We start from the raw sequence: 13,899 nt of genomic DNA, 5'->3' as shown, positions 1-13,899 counted from the left end.
TCGGGCCGCATGGCCGCGACGGGAACCCACAACAGCTCGACCATGGTCGTCTACGCGGCCCTGGCCGGCAATCTGGCCATCGCCGTCACCAAGTTCGTCGCCTTCGTCCTGACCGGCTCGTCGGCCATGCTGACCGAGGCCATCCACTCCAGCGTGGATACGGGCAACCAAGGCCTGCTGCTGCTGGGCCTGGCGCGGGCCCGCAAGCCGCCCAGCGAGACCCATCCGTTCGGCTACGGCATGGAGGTCTATTTCTGGGCCTTCGTCGTGGCCCTGCTGATCTTCGCCCTGGGCGGGGCCTTCTCGATCTACGAGGGCGTGCTCAAGATTTTCCGACCCGAGCCGATCGAACGGGCCTGGATCAATTTTCTTGTCATCGGCCTGGCGATCCTGTTCGAGGGCGGCTCGTTCCTGGTGGCCTGGAAGGAGTTCAGGGTCTTGACCCGGGGCACGCCGCTCCTGCGCGCCATCCGTCGCAGCAAGGACCCTTCGGTGTTCGCCGTGCTGCTGGAGGACGGCGCGGCCCTGGCCGGCCTTGCGATCGCGGCGCTCGGCGTGGCCGGCTCGGCGGTGTTCGGGATCCCCTGGGCCGACGGCGCGGCCTCGGTGGCGATCGGCGTCCTGCTGGTTCTGGTGGCGATCTTCCTGGCCAACGAGACCCGCAGCCTGCTGACCGGCGAGTCGGCCTCGCCGCGCATCGTCGAAGAGGTGCGCCAGATGCTGGCCGCCGATCCGCGCATAGACACCGTGGCCGAGGTGCTGAGCATGCATCTGGGGCCGCAGGAGATCCTGTTGGGCGTGACCCTGGACTTCCACGACGACCTGACCGCCGGCGAGATCGAGGACGCCGCCGACGATTTCGCGGTGCGCATCCGGACCATCGACGAGAGGATCACGCGGGTTTTCGTGCGATCGGGCCGGGCCCGGGCGGCCTATGCGCGGCCGCTGGAAACCTGAGCCCGCCGCGCCTTCCACTCGTCCGCCGTCTGGCCCCAGAGGTGGACCTCGACCTCGTGATAAGGCTCGGGCAGCCGGCCCATCTCCAGGAATCGCGAACCGATCCGCTGGGCCACCTTGATCGACGGGGCGTTGGCTGGGTCGATGCAGTGGACCAGCCGCGTCCAGCCCAGATGGTCGACGACCCAGTCCATGGTCGCTGTCGCCGCCTCGACCGCATAGCCCTTGCCGTGGGCGCGGGGATGCAGGCTCCAGCCCACCTCGGTCCCAGGCCAACCCTCTGGCCGCCACGGGCCGATGCGCCCCGCCCAGAGCCCCGTGTCCTTCTCGATCAGCGAGAACATGCCAAAGCCGTTCAGCGCCCACGACCCGGCCATGGTCGCCATCATCCGCCAGGCCTGCGGCCGGCTCATCTGGCCGCCGATATAGCGGGCGGCCTCGGGATCGGCCATCAGCTCGGCCCAGCCGTCCAGGTCCTCGGCGGCCGGCGGACGCAGGATCAGCCGTTCGGTTTCCAGCGTGGGTCCGGGGGCGATCATCGGGCTTTCTCCTAGGCCACGCAGGCCGCCAGGCCCTCGCGGCGCACCGCGCCCGAGGCCTTGCCGATCCGGCTGGAGCGCTTCTTCACATAGCGGCCCGGATTGACCGCCTTCCACTTCAGCGGGCTGGGCAGGATCGCCGCCAGCCGCGACGACTGCTGCTGGGTCAGCTGGTCGGCCCCGACCTTGAAATAGGTCCGCGACGCGGCTTCCGCGCCATAGATGCCCGGGCCGTATTCGATGGAGTTCAGATAGACCTCCATGATCCGCTTCTTGCCCCAGAAGGTCTCGATCAGCACCGTGAACCAGGCCTCCAGTCCCTTGCGGAAATACGAGCGGCCCTGCCACAGGAAGACGTTCTTGGCGGTCTGCTGGCTGATGGTCGAGCCGCCGCGGATCTTCTTGCCCTTGCCGTTGTTCTCGTAGGCCTTCTGCAGGGCGTCGAAGTCGAAGCCGTGGTGGTCGCAGAACCGGGCGTCCTCGGCGGCGATCAGGGCGCGCGGCAGGGCCGGCGAGACCTTGTCGATCGGCCGCCAGTGGTGGTTCCAGCCCTTGCCCTCGGCCAGGCGGATGACCATCAGCGGCGTCGCCGGCGGCGGCACGAAGCGATAGACGATCACCGTCAGCACCGGCCCGGCGACCAGCACGATGAACAGCGCCACCAGGATGTTACGCAGCAGAACCCGCACGGAATCGTTCCCCAACTCGTCGCTTGCCTTGACGTTGCGGCGGGATGCTAACCAAGCCGCTGTCGTGGGGATAGCCGCCCATCCGTTAGTGAGGCCTTGATGACCGAGTTCAACACCGTGTCGAAAGCCGTCGAACGCCGGATGTCGGTGCGCGCCTTCAAGCCCGATCCCGTGCCCGGCGCCGTGGTCCGCGAACTGCTCGAGGCCGCCGCCCGCGCGCCGTCGGGCGGGAACCTCCAGCCTTGGGTGGTGCACGCCATCTCTGGCGAGCCGCTGAACGAGTTCAAGGCCCTGGTCGCCTCGCGGCTGATGGACCGCGACGAGCCGGAGTACCACGTCTATCCGCCCAACCTGTGGGAGCCGCTGCGCACCCGCCGCTACCAGGTCGGCGAGGACCTCTACGGGGCGCTGAACATCCCGCGCGAGGACAAGCTGGGCCGCCTGCAGCAGTTCGCCCAGAACGCCGAGTTCTTCGGCGCGCCGGTGGCGCTGTTCTTCTCGGTCAATCGCGATTGCGGGCCGCCGCAGTGGTCGGACATCGGCATGTACATGCAGACCCTGATGCTTCTGGCCGTCGAACGCGGGCTGGATACGTGCGCCCAGGAGTTCTGGTCGGTCTACGGCAAGCTGGTCCACGGTTTCCTGACGCTGCCCGAGGATCACATGCTGTTCTGCGGCATGGCCCTGGGCTATCGCGACGAGACGGCGGCGGTGAACAGCTGGCGCTCGCGACGCGATCCGTTCGAGGCCTGGGGGTCGATGCGCGGGTTTGAGTAGGGGGCACTTGCCCCCTACGGGTCGCTTCGCGACCGTCTTCCCCCACAGGGGGAAGAGGAAGGCGTGCGCGGCGCGTCTCCTCCGCCCCCTCTGGGGGCGGACAGACCGCGAAGCGGTCAGGTGGGGGCAAGGGGGTGAGCCGCCGCCATAACCTCCCAGGTTATTGCCCCCGTGACACCGTCCCGCCGATAGCGGGACGCATGAACGAGCTCACCGTCACCCTGCTCCTGCAAACCCCGACGCTCGGCGTCCGCGACGTGGCCTGCGACGGCGCCTGTCGCCATCGGAGCCCCAGCGAGTGCGCCGCCTCGACCCACCTGGTCTTCCCCTATCGCGGCGCCTATGTCCGTCATGTCGGCCGCCAGGACGCGGTGGCCGAGGCCAACCAGGTGGTGTTCTTCAACCGCGGCCAGGACTATGCGATCAGCCATCCGGTCGGCGGCGGCGACGCCTGCCTGTCGGTGTCGATCGACGATGACCTGCTGAACGAACTGTCTCCCATCGAACAACTGGAGGATGGCGGCCAAGCGGTGTTCCGGCGGCCGGCGCGGGGGCTCGACCCGCACGCCCAGGCCCTGGCCGCCCAGCTCCGGCACGGCCTGACGCGCGGAGCCTTGGAGCCGCTGCAGGCCGAGACCCTGACCCTGGGCCTGGTCCGCCGCGCCCTGGGCGAGCGCGCCTCCCAGGCCCGGGCCGCCAGCCACGGCCGCCGCAAGCTGGCCGACCGCGCCAAGCTGGTCCTGGCCTCCGACCCGGCCCGCCGCTGGACCCTGGGCGAGATCGCCAGCGAGGTCGGCGTCTCGCCGGTCTATCTGACCCAGGTCTTCGCCCAGGCCGAGGGCGCGCCGCTCTACCGCTACCAGCTGCGCCTGCGCCTGGCCCGCGCCTTGGACCTGCTGGGAGAGTACGACGACCTGACCGGGCTGGCTCTCGACCTCGGCTTTTCCAGCCACAGCCATTTCAGCGCGGCGTTTCGCCAGCACTACGGCCAGAGCCCCGCCGATTTCCGAGGTTCCGTCGCGCCACAGCGCCGCTACGCCTGATCGACGAACCCTCCGGCCAAGGCGGGATGCGGCAACGACCATCCGAAATAGACTTCGACCTCTGCGACCTGATCACCGCGCAGGGTGAAAATCTCCGTGTTGCGGAACCGCTTCCCCCCCGCCGATCGCGCCTCGTAGGTCACCGCGACCTGATCCTCGCCCGCCAGGAAGCGGACGAAATCGAAATCCTCGATCCGTTCGCTGTTGGGCCAGCACCGTTCGAAATAGGTCTCGCGATCGATGCGATTGTCGAGCGGGCTGGTGAAGTGAAAGTCCGGCCCGATCAACCGCTCGATGGCGGCCCGATCCTTGGCGACATAGGCCGCGAACACCGCGCGGACGATCGCGCCGCCGTCTCTGCCTGGCATGAGTCCATCTCCTGTCGTAGGCCCCGGTGAGTGTCGAACGCGCCGCCGGCCGTTCGGAGCCTCAACGGGATTGAGCGGGAAAGCCGAAGCTCAGGCTGGAGAACACGGTCTCGAAGTCGACGCCTTCGTCGACCAGCGGCTTGGTCCAGACGACGTCCATCATCCAGGCTCCGCCGGTCGGCATGGCGAAGCCGGCGCGGCCCTCGCCGTCGGTGCGATGCTGCTCCAGGGGCGCGGCGTCATGGGCCAGGTCGGTGATCTTGACCAGCGCCCCCGCCAGGGGCCGGCCTTCATAGAGCACACGCACCGGCAAGGCCGCCGGGCGCGGCAGGGCGTAGGGGCTGACCTCGGGCACGATCTCCAGGGTCAGGCCCACGGGCCGGGTGACGACCTTCTGGTCCCCGCCGTCGCCGACCTGGACCAGGGCCTTGGTCTGGCGGCTGTAGCGCTCGGAGGCGTCGATGGCCTGCAGCCCCTTCGCGGCGCGCGTCTCCAAAGCCGGGGTCAGTCCCTCTTCCTCGGCATAGGCGTTGAACCTGGCGGCCGGCTGGTGGCTCTGGGCGTTCGCGTCGCTGCGCAGCGTGACGACGTAGGCGCCGGGCCGCGCGAAACTCAGGGCGCCGTCGGCGTCCGGGGCGCCCAGGGTCAGGCCCGGGCGCAGGTCCAACGCCTCGCCGCCCGACGCCGTGGCGTCGAACCGCAGCACGCGGCGTGGCGGCAGTTGCGAGCGCTGGCGCTCGGTCCCCGTGCCGACCTGCAAGGTCATGGGGGTGGCTGCGTCGACCGGCAGCCAGAAGCTTTCGGGCTGGATCCAGAACTCATGGGCGGCGGCGACCTGGGGTCCGCAGGCCAGGACCAGGGCGCCGGCGGCCAGCAGGGCGCGGCGAAGGGAAATCTGGAACACGACCATGGTCAGGGCTCCTTGCGCGAGGGATAGGCCAGGCCGTCGGGCGCGGCGAGGAACGGGAACACGGCGTCGGAATGGACGTGGTCGTCATGGTCGACGCCGTCGTCGACGCCGGTCAGCGCGCCGGTGGCCAGCAGCGAGCGGTAGACGTCCACGGCGTCATAGTTGGGCGTCCGCCCCCCGCAATCGCCGACCAGGTCCCGGCGGCCGGCCAGGGCGGCCAGCTCCACGGCGAAAAGGGTCGTGCAGCGCGTACCGGCGCTGTCGATCCACAACCGGTCGTCGGCCAGCAGGATCGCCAGGTTCAGGTAGCGAGACGCCCCCGCCGAGCGGTCGGCGATCATCGCGTCGCCGCACTGGCCGTCGAAGGCGTCGTAGAGGCCCAGGGTCTTTTCGATCTCGGGGATGAAGGCGTCGGACGTCGCCGGCGTGGCGTGGTTGTAGGCCTCCTTCAGGGCGTCGCTGACGGCGTCGGGCTCCAGGGTGGCCAACAGGGCGTTGCCGGTCAGCGGCCGGCCCATGCGGTCGATGCGGCCCCTGGGCCCGACGGTCTCGCCCCAGACCGCCAACAGCTTGCCGCCACGCGACACCGCCGGCAGGTCGATCGAGATCACCAGCGAGGCCGGCGTCCAGCCCGCCAGCAGGTTCTGGGCCGGCCCGCCGCGCGTGTGGCGCCAACGGTCCAGGATGCCCGCCGAGGTCGCCTGGTCTAAGGCTGGGCAGCCCGCCTCGTCGAGCGGCGCGCCGGCCTTCAGCGCGGCGGCGGCGAAGTCGTAGGCCTCGCGCGTGCCCTTGACGTTGTTGAAGAACGGATCGTCGCGCAGGCCGGCGAACACCCGGAAGCGGCGGTGGCGAGATTCCAGCCCGTCGGGGCGGCTGGCGTCGCCCTGGACCTCGTCCCCGCCGGCCTCGCAGCGGGTCTCCGCGCCGTTGATCCGGCACGAGATCGTCGTCGTCGCGGTCGTCTTGCCGAACCGCGCGCCGCTGTCGACGTGGAAAACGTAGGCCAGGTCCTTGGAGAACCCGTGGCCGACGATGGCCATCACCAGGTTCAGCTTGCGCTTGTCCGGCGAGGTCCAGGCGAAGATGTCGCCGATGTCGGCCCGGGGATCGGCGATGACGCTGGGCGTATCCAGGTGGTCGGACGCCTGGGCCGGACCGGCGGCCGCCAGCAGCAGGGCCGCCGCGGCTCCCAGGGCGCCGGCCAGCGGGCGGCGGGTTTTGGTGGTGGAGATCATGAGTGGCTCCCGAAGATTGGAGCCGCAGAAAGCCTTGGAAGGACCCTCGCCCGCTGTCGAAATCTTTAGCGATCTGGCGGGGCGGCCTTCCCTCCCCCCTGACGTTATCCGCCAGCGGCGAGGCCGCGCCTTAAAGCCCTCAGTAAAAACTCTCCCCCGCCACCAGCCGATCCTGCTTCGCCCCGTCGCACAGCGCGTAGCTGAACCCCTTCTGGATCGACCAGGCCCCCACCTCGCCGGTCTTGCTCAGGGCCAGGAACCCCACCTGGATGTCCTTGGCCTGCGGCTTCTTCTTCAGGATTCGCGCCACGGCCTCCTTGCAGGCGTCCTGGGGGGAACGGCCCTGGCGCATCAGCTCGACGACCAGGAAACTGCCGACGTTGCGGATCACCTCCTCGCCGACCCCGGTGGAGGTGGCGCCGCCGACGTCGTTGTCGACATAGAGCCCCGCCCCGACGATGGGCGAATCGCCGACCCGGCCGCGCAGCTTCCAGGCCATGCCGCTGGTGGTGCAGGCGCCCGACAGGTTCCCCTGGGCGTCCAGGGCCAGCATGCCGATGGTGTCGTGGTTGCCCGCCCCGCCCGGCGTGCCCAGTCGCCCGGACGTCTTGCCGTAGTCGCCGACCTCGCTGTTGGCCTTGGGCGCGTACTTGGCGTCCTTCTTCCAGGCCTCCCAGGCGGCTTTGGACTCCGGGGTCAGCAGCTCCTCGCGCGGAAAGCCCTGCTCCTGGGCGAACTGCAGGGCGCCGGCCCCGACCAGCAGGACGTGCGGGGTCTTCTCCATCACCGCCCGGGCCACGGAGATCGGGTGGGCGATGTGCTCCAGGGCGGCGACCGCGCCGCAATTGCCCTGCTCGTCCATGATCGAGGCGTCCAGCGAGACATGGCCGTCGCGGTCGGGATAGCCGGCGCGGCCGACGCTATGGTTCTTCAGGTCCTGCTCGGGGATACGGGCCCCGGCCTCGACCGCGTCCAGCGCTCGGCCGCCCTTGCCGAGGATCGCCCAGGCCGCCTGGTTGGCCGGCACGCCGAAGTCCCAGGTGGAGATCACGCAGGGCTTGGTCAGCTGGATGCCGCCCGCGCTCCCGGCCGCGGCCGAGGCCCCTCCGGCGGCCATCAGCCCCGATCCGGCCAGGCCAGATCCTGCGAGGGACGCGCCGATTAGGCCTCTGCGATTCAGCATGGGTGTGCTCCAAGAACGCCGTTTGCGAATCTCGTAGCACGAGCTTGGGAGAGGCCAAGATGTCCGACCGCGTGATCCTGGAAGTCTGTGTCGATACGCCTGCCGGACTGGCGGCGGCGATCGCCGGTGGCGCGGATCGCATCGAGCTGTGCTCGGCCCTGGCCCTGCAGGGCCTGACCCCGGCGCCCGGCCTGATGGCCATCGCCGCCGAGGCGTCGATCCCGATCTATCCGATGATCCGGCCGCGCAACGGCGATTTCGTCTATGACGACGGCGACCTGGACGCCTTCTTCCGCGACATCGACGCCACGCGCGAGGCTGGCCTGGCGGGCGTGGTGATCGGCGCCAACCTGCCGTCGGGCGAACTGGACGCCGACGCCCTGGCCATGCTGGTCGCCCACGCCGAGGGCCTGGGCGTCACCCTGCACCGGGCCTTCGACCTGACGCCCGATCCGTTCGCCGCGCTGGAGACCGCCATCGACCTGGGCTTCGAACGCATCCTGACCTCGGGCTGCGCCCTGAACGCCATGGCCGGGGCCGAGACGATCGCGGCGCTGGTCGAGAAGGCCGACGGCCGCATCGCCATCCTGGCCGGCGGCGGGGTCAATCCGTCGAACGTCGCCGAGTTGGTGGCGCGGACCGGGGTGCGCGAGGTGCACGGCTCGTGCAGCGGGCCGATGACCTACGGCCTGGGCCAGGGTCACGAGGATCGGGCCTACAAGCTGGGCTTCGTGCAGGACGGGCTGCGGGACACGGACCAGACGGTCGTGGAGGCCGTGGTGAAGGTGCTGAGCGGACTAGGCTAACGCGGAACCCCTCCCCCTGTGGGGGAGGCGATCGCGCAGCGATCGGTGGGGGGAGTTTTAGGATTGTTGAATCCTGCAGGATGTCGCCTGCCGATCACTCCCCCCTCCGTCGGCTTCGCCGACACCTCCCCCAAAGGGGGAGGACCTAGAACCGCGTCTCCATCGCCGGGATCGCGATGATCCCCGCCTCGCCGTCCTCGTCGCCCCAGGCCAGGCGCGAACCGTCGGCCGAGACCGACAGGGCGCTGATCGCAGCGCCCTTCTCGGCCTTCAGGGTCTCGATGCGGCCCGAGCGCATGTGGGCGCACCAGATCTTGCCGTTGTCCTGGCCGGCGATGGCGACCGGCAGGGCCTCGACGCCGGCCACCTGCACCACCATCGAATCGCGCGAGAAGCCGATCTCGGCGGCTTCCTTGCCCATCGGGCCGCTGGCCCCGGCGAACGGCCAGACCACCGCGCCGTTGGCGCCGGCGGTGACCATCAGGTTGCCCTTGTCGAAGAAGGCCAGGCTCTTGATCTTGGCCGGATAGCCGCCCATCCGCATGTCCTTGCCGTCGCTCAGGCGCCAGCCGTGCAGCTGGCTCTCCTGCATCGACGAGACCAGGAATTTGCCGTCCGGGCTGAACATCGCGGCGATGTGGCTGCCGGCCCACTTCATCACCTGCGGCTTCTGGCCCTCGATCTTGGCCCACCACAGCGAGACGCCGCCGTAGCCGGCCGTGGCCAGGCGACGCCCCTTGGGGTCGAAGGCCAGGCCCGAGACGGTCTTGTCGTGGGCGAACACGCGCAGGAACTTCGGATCGGCCGAGTCGCGGACATGGGCCTCCTTGCCGGCGGTGAAGGCGATCAGGCCCGAGGCGGCGCTGGCGGCGACATGCTCGATCCAGCGGCCCTTGACCTCGGCGATCAGGGTGGCGGCCACCTCGTCGCCCTCGAGCCGGCTCCAGACCACCTTGCCGTCGTCGCCGCCGGTGACGATCCCGCGGCCCGAGGGGTGGACGGCGGCGGCCAGCACGGCGCCCGAATGCGCCTCGACGGTGACGAAACCGCCCTCTCCGCTTTCTTGGGCGGCTTCGAATCGGACCGTCCCGTCGCCCAGGGCGAAAACGGCTCGGCCGGCGCGGTCGAACAGGGCGGCGGTGACATAGGCGTCGAAGGAATAGATCATCCGCGCGCCATACCCCGCCCGAACGCGGGCGCCTAGTCGCGCCCCACGCGAGCCGGGGCTGGAGAACCCGTCATCTGAACGCCGTTCCGCCAAAAAGAGTCACAAAAGGGGTTGCCTTTGCGGCGCCTCCTCGGGCTTTACTTCCGCGCCCGTCTGAGCCAGACGTGGCGATCTAACATTTTCGGGACCGCGACGAACGCGGCCCTTAGGAGACAGTCAGGCAATGGCGGCTAAACTCTCCGGCGGTGGCGGCGGCAAATACTCGCTGGGCCAAAACGCCGACATCAACGTCACGCCCTTCGTCGACATCCTGCTCGTGCTGCTGATCATCTTCATGGTCGCCGTGCCGATGGCGACCGTGGCGATCAAGGTGGACCTGCCGCCCGCGACGATCCCGCCGCCGGACGCGCCGAAGCCGAAGGAGCCGGTGTTCATCTCGATCCAGAAGTCGGGCGCCCTGTACGTCGCCGACAAGCAGACCAGCCTGGACAACCTGCAATTCGATCTGGACCAGAAGTTCAACGCGACCGGTCAAGCCGGCCCGAAGGACGACCAGCGCGTCATGGTCCGCGCCGACGCCGACGTGACCTATGCCGACTTCATGGGCGTGCTGAACGCCCTGCAGACCGCCGGCTGGTACAAGGTCGGCCTGATCAACGAAGACATCCACTAGGACTCTTCGGCGATCGCCAGAAATCAGGGGCCGGACGCCAGCGTCCGGCCCCTTTTTCGTGCCTGCGACCCAGCGCTTTACAAATGTAAGAAAGTCCGCAAACTACACCTGTAACTTCAATCAACCCTGGCGGTTCGAAGAGGAGACGGGTCATGGCGGCAAGACTTGCGGGCAACGGCGGCGGCGGGCGCTATGCGATCCGCCAGAACGCCGAGATCAACGTCACGCCCTTCGTCGACATCCTGCTGGTGCTGCTGATCATCTTCATGGTCGCCGTGCCCACGGCCGTGACCTCGATCAAGCTCGACATGCCCCTGGCCTCGGACAAGGTCGCGCCGAAGGATCCCGTGTTCATCTCGATCCAGGAGTCGGGCGCGCTGTTCCTGGCCGGCCGGCCCACCAGCCTGAAGACCCTGGCGCAGGACCTGAGCGCCAGGTTCGCCGCCGACGGCCAGACCGGTCCGCGCAAGGATCAGCGCCTGATGGTCACCGCCCAGGCCGACGTGCCCTACGAGGCGCTGATGGGCGTGATCGACCGGGTCCACGACGAAGGCTGGACCCAGATCGGGATCATCAACGAGGATATTCACTAGAGAAGCAAAAGCCCCGGAACTGGCGTTCCGGGGCTTTTTGTTCGTGCGGTGAACACTTGCCCCCTACGGGCCTTCGGCCGTCTTCCCCCAAGGGGGGAAGAGGAAGCCGTGCGCGCGTCCTCCGCCCCCTATGGGGGCGGACAGACGGCGAAGCCGTCAGGTGGGGGCGAGTGCGTGAGCCCCTAAGCCGCCGTCGCCTCGAAGCCGGCCTTCAGCTCGGCTTCGTCCAGGTCGCGGCCGATGAACACCATGCGGCTGTAGCGGTTGTCCTTGTCGGTCCACGGGCGCTGGAAGTCGCCTTCCAGGATCATGTGGACGGCCTGGAACACCAGGCGGCGCTCCTCGCCCTTGACGTCGATGATGCCCTTGGCGCGCAGGATGTCCGGACCGCGCCTGGCCAGCAGGTCGTTGAGCCAGACGGTGATCTTCTGGCCGTCGACCGGCGTGTTCAGCGTCAGGGAGATGCCCTTCACGCCGTCGTCGTGGATGTCGCTCTTGTGGTCGTGACCATGGTGGTGGTCGTGACCGCAGTGTTCGTCATGCACGTGGCCGTGGTCATGCCCGTGGTCGTGGCCGTGGTCATGCCCGTGGTCGTGGCCGTGATGATGGTGGTCGTGGCCGCAATGCTCGTCGTGCACGTGGCCGGCCTCGCCATGGGCCGGGTTCAGGAACTCCGGCTCCAACTCGGTGATCCGCTCCAGGTCGAAGCTGTGCTTGCCGATGATCGCCTCGAGCGGGACGTTCGAGCGCTGGGCGCGGTGGATCGGGGCCAGCGGGTTGATCCGCTTGATGCGGGCCTCGACGTGGCGCAGGTCGTCTTCCGAGACGAGGTCCGTCTTGTTCAGCACGATCTGGTCGGCGAAGGCGATCTGCTCGACGGCTTCCTTGGAATCACCCAGGCGCAGCAGGATGTGCTTGGCGTCGACCACGGCGGTGACCGAGTCCAGATAGGTGCGGGCCTTGACGTCGTCGTCGACGAAGAAGGTCTGGGCCACCGGCCCCGGATCGGCCAGGCCCGTGGTCTCGACCACGATGGCGTCGAAGCCGCCTTTCCGCTTCATCAACCCCTGCAGGACCCGGATCAGGTCGCCGCGCACCGTGCAGCAGACGCAGCCGTTGTTCATCTCGAACACTTCTTCGTCGGCCCCGACCACCAGGTCGTTGTCGATGCCCACCTCGCCGAACTCGTTGACGATCACGGCGTAGCGCTTGCCGTGCTCCTCGGTGAGGATGCGGTTGAGCAGGGTGGTCTTGCCGGCGCCGAGATAGCCGGTCAGCACGGTGACGGGGATCTTGCCGGTTTGGGCGCCCGGTTGAGCAGATGTCTGGGTCATGGCGGCTATTTAGGAGCGAAGGGGGCCGGGGGGAAGCGGGCGCCACCGTTCCATCCCCTTAAACCGCGCTAGGTCTTCAGGAACGCCACCGCCGCGCCGATGGCGATCAGGGCGCCGCCGAGGATCAGTTCCTCATATTGCTCCAACCGGTCAAGGCCCAGGCGGTTGAAGCCGGCCAGGCTGAGGCCGGTGAAGACCAGCATGCCCGCCGCGGTCGCGGTCAGCAGCACGGTGCTCAGGACGACGAAGCCGACCACCCCATGCTCCATGCCCGCCAGGTAGTAGGGAAGGAAGGCCTCGCACGGCGACAGGGTCAGCAGCACCACCAGGGCGGTGATCGCCGCCTTGTCCGAGGCGAACTTGCGGGTCCCGTCCATGGTCGCGTGCTTGTGACGGCCGCGGATCAGATAGAAAGCGCCGATCAGCGCCATCAGCCCGCCGACGATCCAGTGGAAGTAGCCGCCCAGGTGCGGCTCGGCCACCAGGCCCGCGGCCACCACGGCCAGGCCCAGCAGGATGGTCAGGCCCACATGGCCCAGCCCGGCCAGCAGGGTGACGCCCAGGGTGCGGCCCGTCGTCCACTTCTGGGCGCGCCCCACCAGCACGAACGGCAGCCAGTGCGTGGGCAAGGCCGCATGCAGGAAGGCCACGGCGAAACCGGTGGCGGCGACGGAGGCGAAGAAGGTTGTGTTCACGTCACCGGCTATAGCCTGTTATAAAGTAACATACCAGCGCCTCTCTTGCGCCTCGTGCGCGAGATCCCGTCCGCCATGATATGAAGCGCGGCCATGACGCCGGAACCCGACCTGCAAACCGCGCTGGACGCGGCCTATACCGCCTTCCAGGGCCGCCGGCGCCCCACTGCCCTGGAGGCCGCGCCCGGTCGCGATCCGAAGCGAATCCTGGCCCGGCTCTCCACCAGCCCCCTGGCCGAGCTCACCGCCGACGACTTCGGCGGCTATATGGGCTGGGCCATGACGACGGTCGGCGGGGTGGACGACTACAAGCATTTCCTGCCGCGCATCCTGGAGCTCTGCGTGCGCGGTCCGGCGCGGGTCCATCTGGGCGGCGATCCAGAGAGCCTGGCTCGCAAGATCGCCTACGGCGGCTTCCCTGGCTGGCCGGCGGACGAGCGCGCGGCGATCGTGGCGGTCTTCGACCTGGCTTGGCGCCAGGCCCTGTGCGCCTCGCCGGAAGAAGAGGAGGCCGAAGACTGGCTGCGTGGCCTGATCTGTCTCGGCCAACCGGTCGAGGCGCGCCTCGCGGCCTGGCTGGCCAGCGACGAGCCCCGGGCGGGGCTTCACCTGGCCGACGCCGTCAACTCGGAAATCTTCCGGCGCTCAAACGCCCGGCCCTCGCTTGGCGGCGACGACGAGTACGCGGCCTACGCGGCCTATTCCAACTGGCTCGCCGGGCCGGGCGTGCGCCAGCGGCTGGAGCGGCTGATCCTGGAGATCGACGGCGAGGACGAGGCCTGGCGGCTGGAGCAGGCCCTGGACGTCCCGATGCCGCCCTATCCGGACGTTTGGCGCGGCTAGGGCTGCGTCGCGATTTTAGTCAAGCCGGGCGCCCCGTCGCCGTTGACTCGGCGACTTTCGACGGTATAAGTGCGCCCCTCTCGCCC

16 protein-coding genes are annotated in these 13,899 nt (G+C 69.1%); 7 read left to right on the top strand and 9 right to left on the bottom strand.

What is annotated here, in order from left to right; translation table 11 throughout:
• Positions 1–9 precede the first annotated feature (9 nt).
• Positions 10–957, top strand: coding sequence for a cation diffusion facilitator family transporter (locus tag AC1DMQ_RS04530; RefSeq protein ID WP_477032355.1), 948 nt, complete (start codon positions 10–12; stop codon positions 955–957).
• On the opposite strand, the gene AC1DMQ_RS04525 is transcribed toward AC1DMQ_RS04530, so the two are convergent.
• Together AC1DMQ_RS04525 and mtgA are read right to left on the bottom strand one after the other, a co-directional pair.
• Entirely contained in the window at positions 933–1,496 is a 564-nt protein-coding gene (locus tag AC1DMQ_RS04525; protein WP_477032354.1) for a GNAT family N-acetyltransferase, read from the bottom strand. The genes AC1DMQ_RS04530 and AC1DMQ_RS04525 overlap by 25 nt on opposite strands.
• Positions 1,497–1,507: 11 nt before the next feature.
• Complete coding sequence (mtgA, locus tag AC1DMQ_RS04520) at positions 1,508–2,185, bottom strand: monofunctional biosynthetic peptidoglycan transglycosylase (protein WP_477032353.1); 678 nt, start codon at positions 2,183–2,185, stop codon at positions 1,508–1,510.
• A gap of 99 nt (positions 2,186–2,284) precedes the next feature.
• Between mtgA and AC1DMQ_RS04515 the strand changes: the two genes are divergently transcribed.
• Together AC1DMQ_RS04515 and AC1DMQ_RS04510 are read left to right on the top strand one after the other, a co-directional pair.
• Positions 2,285–2,962, top strand: a complete 678-nt coding sequence (locus AC1DMQ_RS04515; RefSeq protein ID WP_477032352.1) for a nitroreductase — start codon at positions 2,285–2,287, stop codon at positions 2,960–2,962.
• A 200-nt stretch (positions 2,963–3,162) separates the two neighbouring features.
• Positions 3,163–4,005, top strand: a complete 843-nt coding sequence (locus tag AC1DMQ_RS04510; protein WP_477032351.1) for a helix-turn-helix transcriptional regulator — start codon at positions 3,163–3,165, stop codon at positions 4,003–4,005.
• Here the strand turns inward: AC1DMQ_RS04510 and AC1DMQ_RS04505 are convergent.
• From AC1DMQ_RS04505 to AC1DMQ_RS04490, 4 genes are all read right to left on the bottom strand, one after another.
• Positions 3,996–4,373, bottom strand: a complete 378-nt coding sequence (locus AC1DMQ_RS04505; protein WP_477032350.1) for a nuclear transport factor 2 family protein — start codon at positions 4,371–4,373, stop codon at positions 3,996–3,998. The genes AC1DMQ_RS04510 and AC1DMQ_RS04505 overlap by 10 nt on opposite strands.
• A 61-nt stretch (positions 4,374–4,434) precedes the next feature.
• Complete coding sequence (locus AC1DMQ_RS04500; protein ID WP_477032349.1) at positions 4,435–5,283, bottom strand: DUF4198 domain-containing protein; 849 nt, start codon at positions 5,281–5,283, stop codon at positions 4,435–4,437.
• Positions 5,284–5,285: 2 nt separating this feature from the next.
• Entirely contained in the window at positions 5,286–6,518 is a 1,233-nt protein-coding gene (locus tag AC1DMQ_RS04495; RefSeq protein WP_477032348.1) for a DUF4331 family protein, read from the bottom strand.
• Positions 6,519–6,657: 139 nt separating this feature from the next.
• Entirely contained in the window at positions 6,658–7,701 is a 1,044-nt protein-coding gene (locus tag AC1DMQ_RS04490; RefSeq protein WP_477032347.1) for a glycosylasparaginase, read from the bottom strand.
• A 59-nt stretch (positions 7,702–7,760) separates the two neighbouring features.
• Between AC1DMQ_RS04490 and AC1DMQ_RS04485 the strand changes: the two genes are divergently transcribed.
• Positions 7,761–8,507 (top strand): copper homeostasis protein CutC, encoded by a 747-nt coding sequence (locus AC1DMQ_RS04485; protein ID WP_477032346.1) that lies wholly within the window; start codon positions 7,761–7,763, stop codon positions 8,505–8,507.
• A 145-nt stretch (positions 8,508–8,652) separates the two neighbouring features.
• On the opposite strand, the gene AC1DMQ_RS04480 is transcribed toward AC1DMQ_RS04485, so the two are convergent.
• The gene (locus tag AC1DMQ_RS04480) at positions 8,653–9,675 is read right to left on the bottom strand and encodes a WD40 repeat domain-containing protein (RefSeq protein ID WP_477032345.1); all 1,023 of its coding nucleotides are present in this window, start codon (positions 9,673–9,675) and stop codon (positions 8,653–8,655) included.
• Positions 9,676–9,898: 223 nt separating this feature from the next.
• On the opposite strand from AC1DMQ_RS04480, the gene AC1DMQ_RS04475 reads away from it, so the two are divergent.
• Both AC1DMQ_RS04475 and AC1DMQ_RS04470 read left to right on the top strand, forming a co-directional pair.
• Positions 9,899–10,348 (top strand): biopolymer transporter ExbD, encoded by a 450-nt coding sequence (locus tag AC1DMQ_RS04475; RefSeq protein ID WP_477032344.1) that lies wholly within the window; start codon positions 9,899–9,901, stop codon positions 10,346–10,348.
• A gap of 152 nt (positions 10,349–10,500) precedes the next feature.
• Entirely contained in the window at positions 10,501–10,941 is a 441-nt protein-coding gene (locus tag AC1DMQ_RS04470) for a biopolymer transporter ExbD (RefSeq protein WP_477032343.1), read from the top strand.
• A gap of 182 nt (positions 10,942–11,123) precedes the next feature.
• Here the strand turns inward: AC1DMQ_RS04470 and AC1DMQ_RS04465 are convergent, their stop codons facing one another.
• On the bottom strand, positions 11,124–12,275 hold the full coding sequence (locus AC1DMQ_RS04465; protein WP_477032342.1) for a CobW family GTP-binding protein: 1,152 nt from the start codon (positions 12,273–12,275) through the stop codon (positions 11,124–11,126).
• A gap of 68 nt (positions 12,276–12,343) precedes the next feature.
• Complete coding sequence (locus tag AC1DMQ_RS04460; protein WP_477032341.1) at positions 12,344–12,970, bottom strand: MntP/YtaF family protein; 627 nt, start codon at positions 12,968–12,970, stop codon at positions 12,344–12,346.
• Positions 12,971–13,063: 93 nt separating this feature from the next.
• Here AC1DMQ_RS04460 and AC1DMQ_RS04455 point away from each other — a divergent pair, with 93 nt between their 5' ends.
• The gene (locus AC1DMQ_RS04455) at positions 13,064–13,813 is read left to right on the top strand and encodes a hypothetical protein (protein WP_477032340.1); all 750 of its coding nucleotides are present in this window, start codon (positions 13,064–13,066) and stop codon (positions 13,811–13,813) included.
• The last annotated feature ends 86 nt before the right edge of the window (positions 13,814–13,899 follow it).

Source organism: Caulobacter sp. 05L422 (assembly GCF_056397765.1).
The sequence above is the reverse complement of the archived record's forward strand: the minus strand, read 5'-3'. Positions and strand labels throughout refer to the sequence as shown.

Bases quoted from the DNA above. Each gene is read 5' to 3' on its own strand.
- AC1DMQ_RS04530 (WP_477032355.1), top strand. From the start codon at position 10: ATGGCCGCGACGGGAACCCACAACAGCTCGACCATGGTCGTCTACGCG.
- AC1DMQ_RS04525 (WP_477032354.1), bottom strand. From the start codon at position 1,496: ATGATCGCCCCCGGACCCACGCTGGAAACCGAACGGCTGATCCTGCGT.
- AC1DMQ_RS04515 (WP_477032352.1), top strand. From the start codon at position 2,285: ATGACCGAGTTCAACACCGTGTCGAAAGCCGTCGAACGCCGGATGTCG.
- AC1DMQ_RS04510 (WP_477032351.1), top strand. From the start codon at position 3,163: ATGAACGAGCTCACCGTCACCCTGCTCCTGCAAACCCCGACGCTCGGC.
- AC1DMQ_RS04505 (WP_477032350.1), bottom strand. From the start codon at position 4,373: ATGCCAGGCAGAGACGGCGGCGCGATCGTCCGCGCGGTGTTCGCGGCC.
- AC1DMQ_RS04500 (WP_477032349.1), bottom strand. From the start codon at position 5,283: ATGGTCGTGTTCCAGATTTCCCTTCGCCGCGCCCTGCTGGCCGCCGGC.
- AC1DMQ_RS04495 (WP_477032348.1), bottom strand. From the start codon at position 6,518: ATGATCTCCACCACCAAAACCCGCCGCCCGCTGGCCGGCGCCCTGGGA.
- AC1DMQ_RS04490 (WP_477032347.1), bottom strand. From the start codon at position 7,701: ATGCTGAATCGCAGAGGCCTAATCGGCGCGTCCCTCGCAGGATCTGGC.
- AC1DMQ_RS04485 (WP_477032346.1), top strand. From the start codon at position 7,761: ATGTCCGACCGCGTGATCCTGGAAGTCTGTGTCGATACGCCTGCCGGA.
- AC1DMQ_RS04480 (WP_477032345.1), bottom strand. From the start codon at position 9,675: ATGATCTATTCCTTCGACGCCTATGTCACCGCCGCCCTGTTCGACCGC.
- AC1DMQ_RS04475 (WP_477032344.1), top strand. From the start codon at position 9,899: ATGGCGGCTAAACTCTCCGGCGGTGGCGGCGGCAAATACTCGCTGGGC.
- AC1DMQ_RS04470 (WP_477032343.1), top strand. From the start codon at position 10,501: ATGGCGGCAAGACTTGCGGGCAACGGCGGCGGCGGGCGCTATGCGATC.
- AC1DMQ_RS04465 (WP_477032342.1), bottom strand. From the start codon at position 12,275: ATGACCCAGACATCTGCTCAACCGGGCGCCCAAACCGGCAAGATCCCC.
- AC1DMQ_RS04455 (WP_477032340.1), top strand. From the start codon at position 13,064: ATGACGCCGGAACCCGACCTGCAAACCGCGCTGGACGCGGCCTATACC.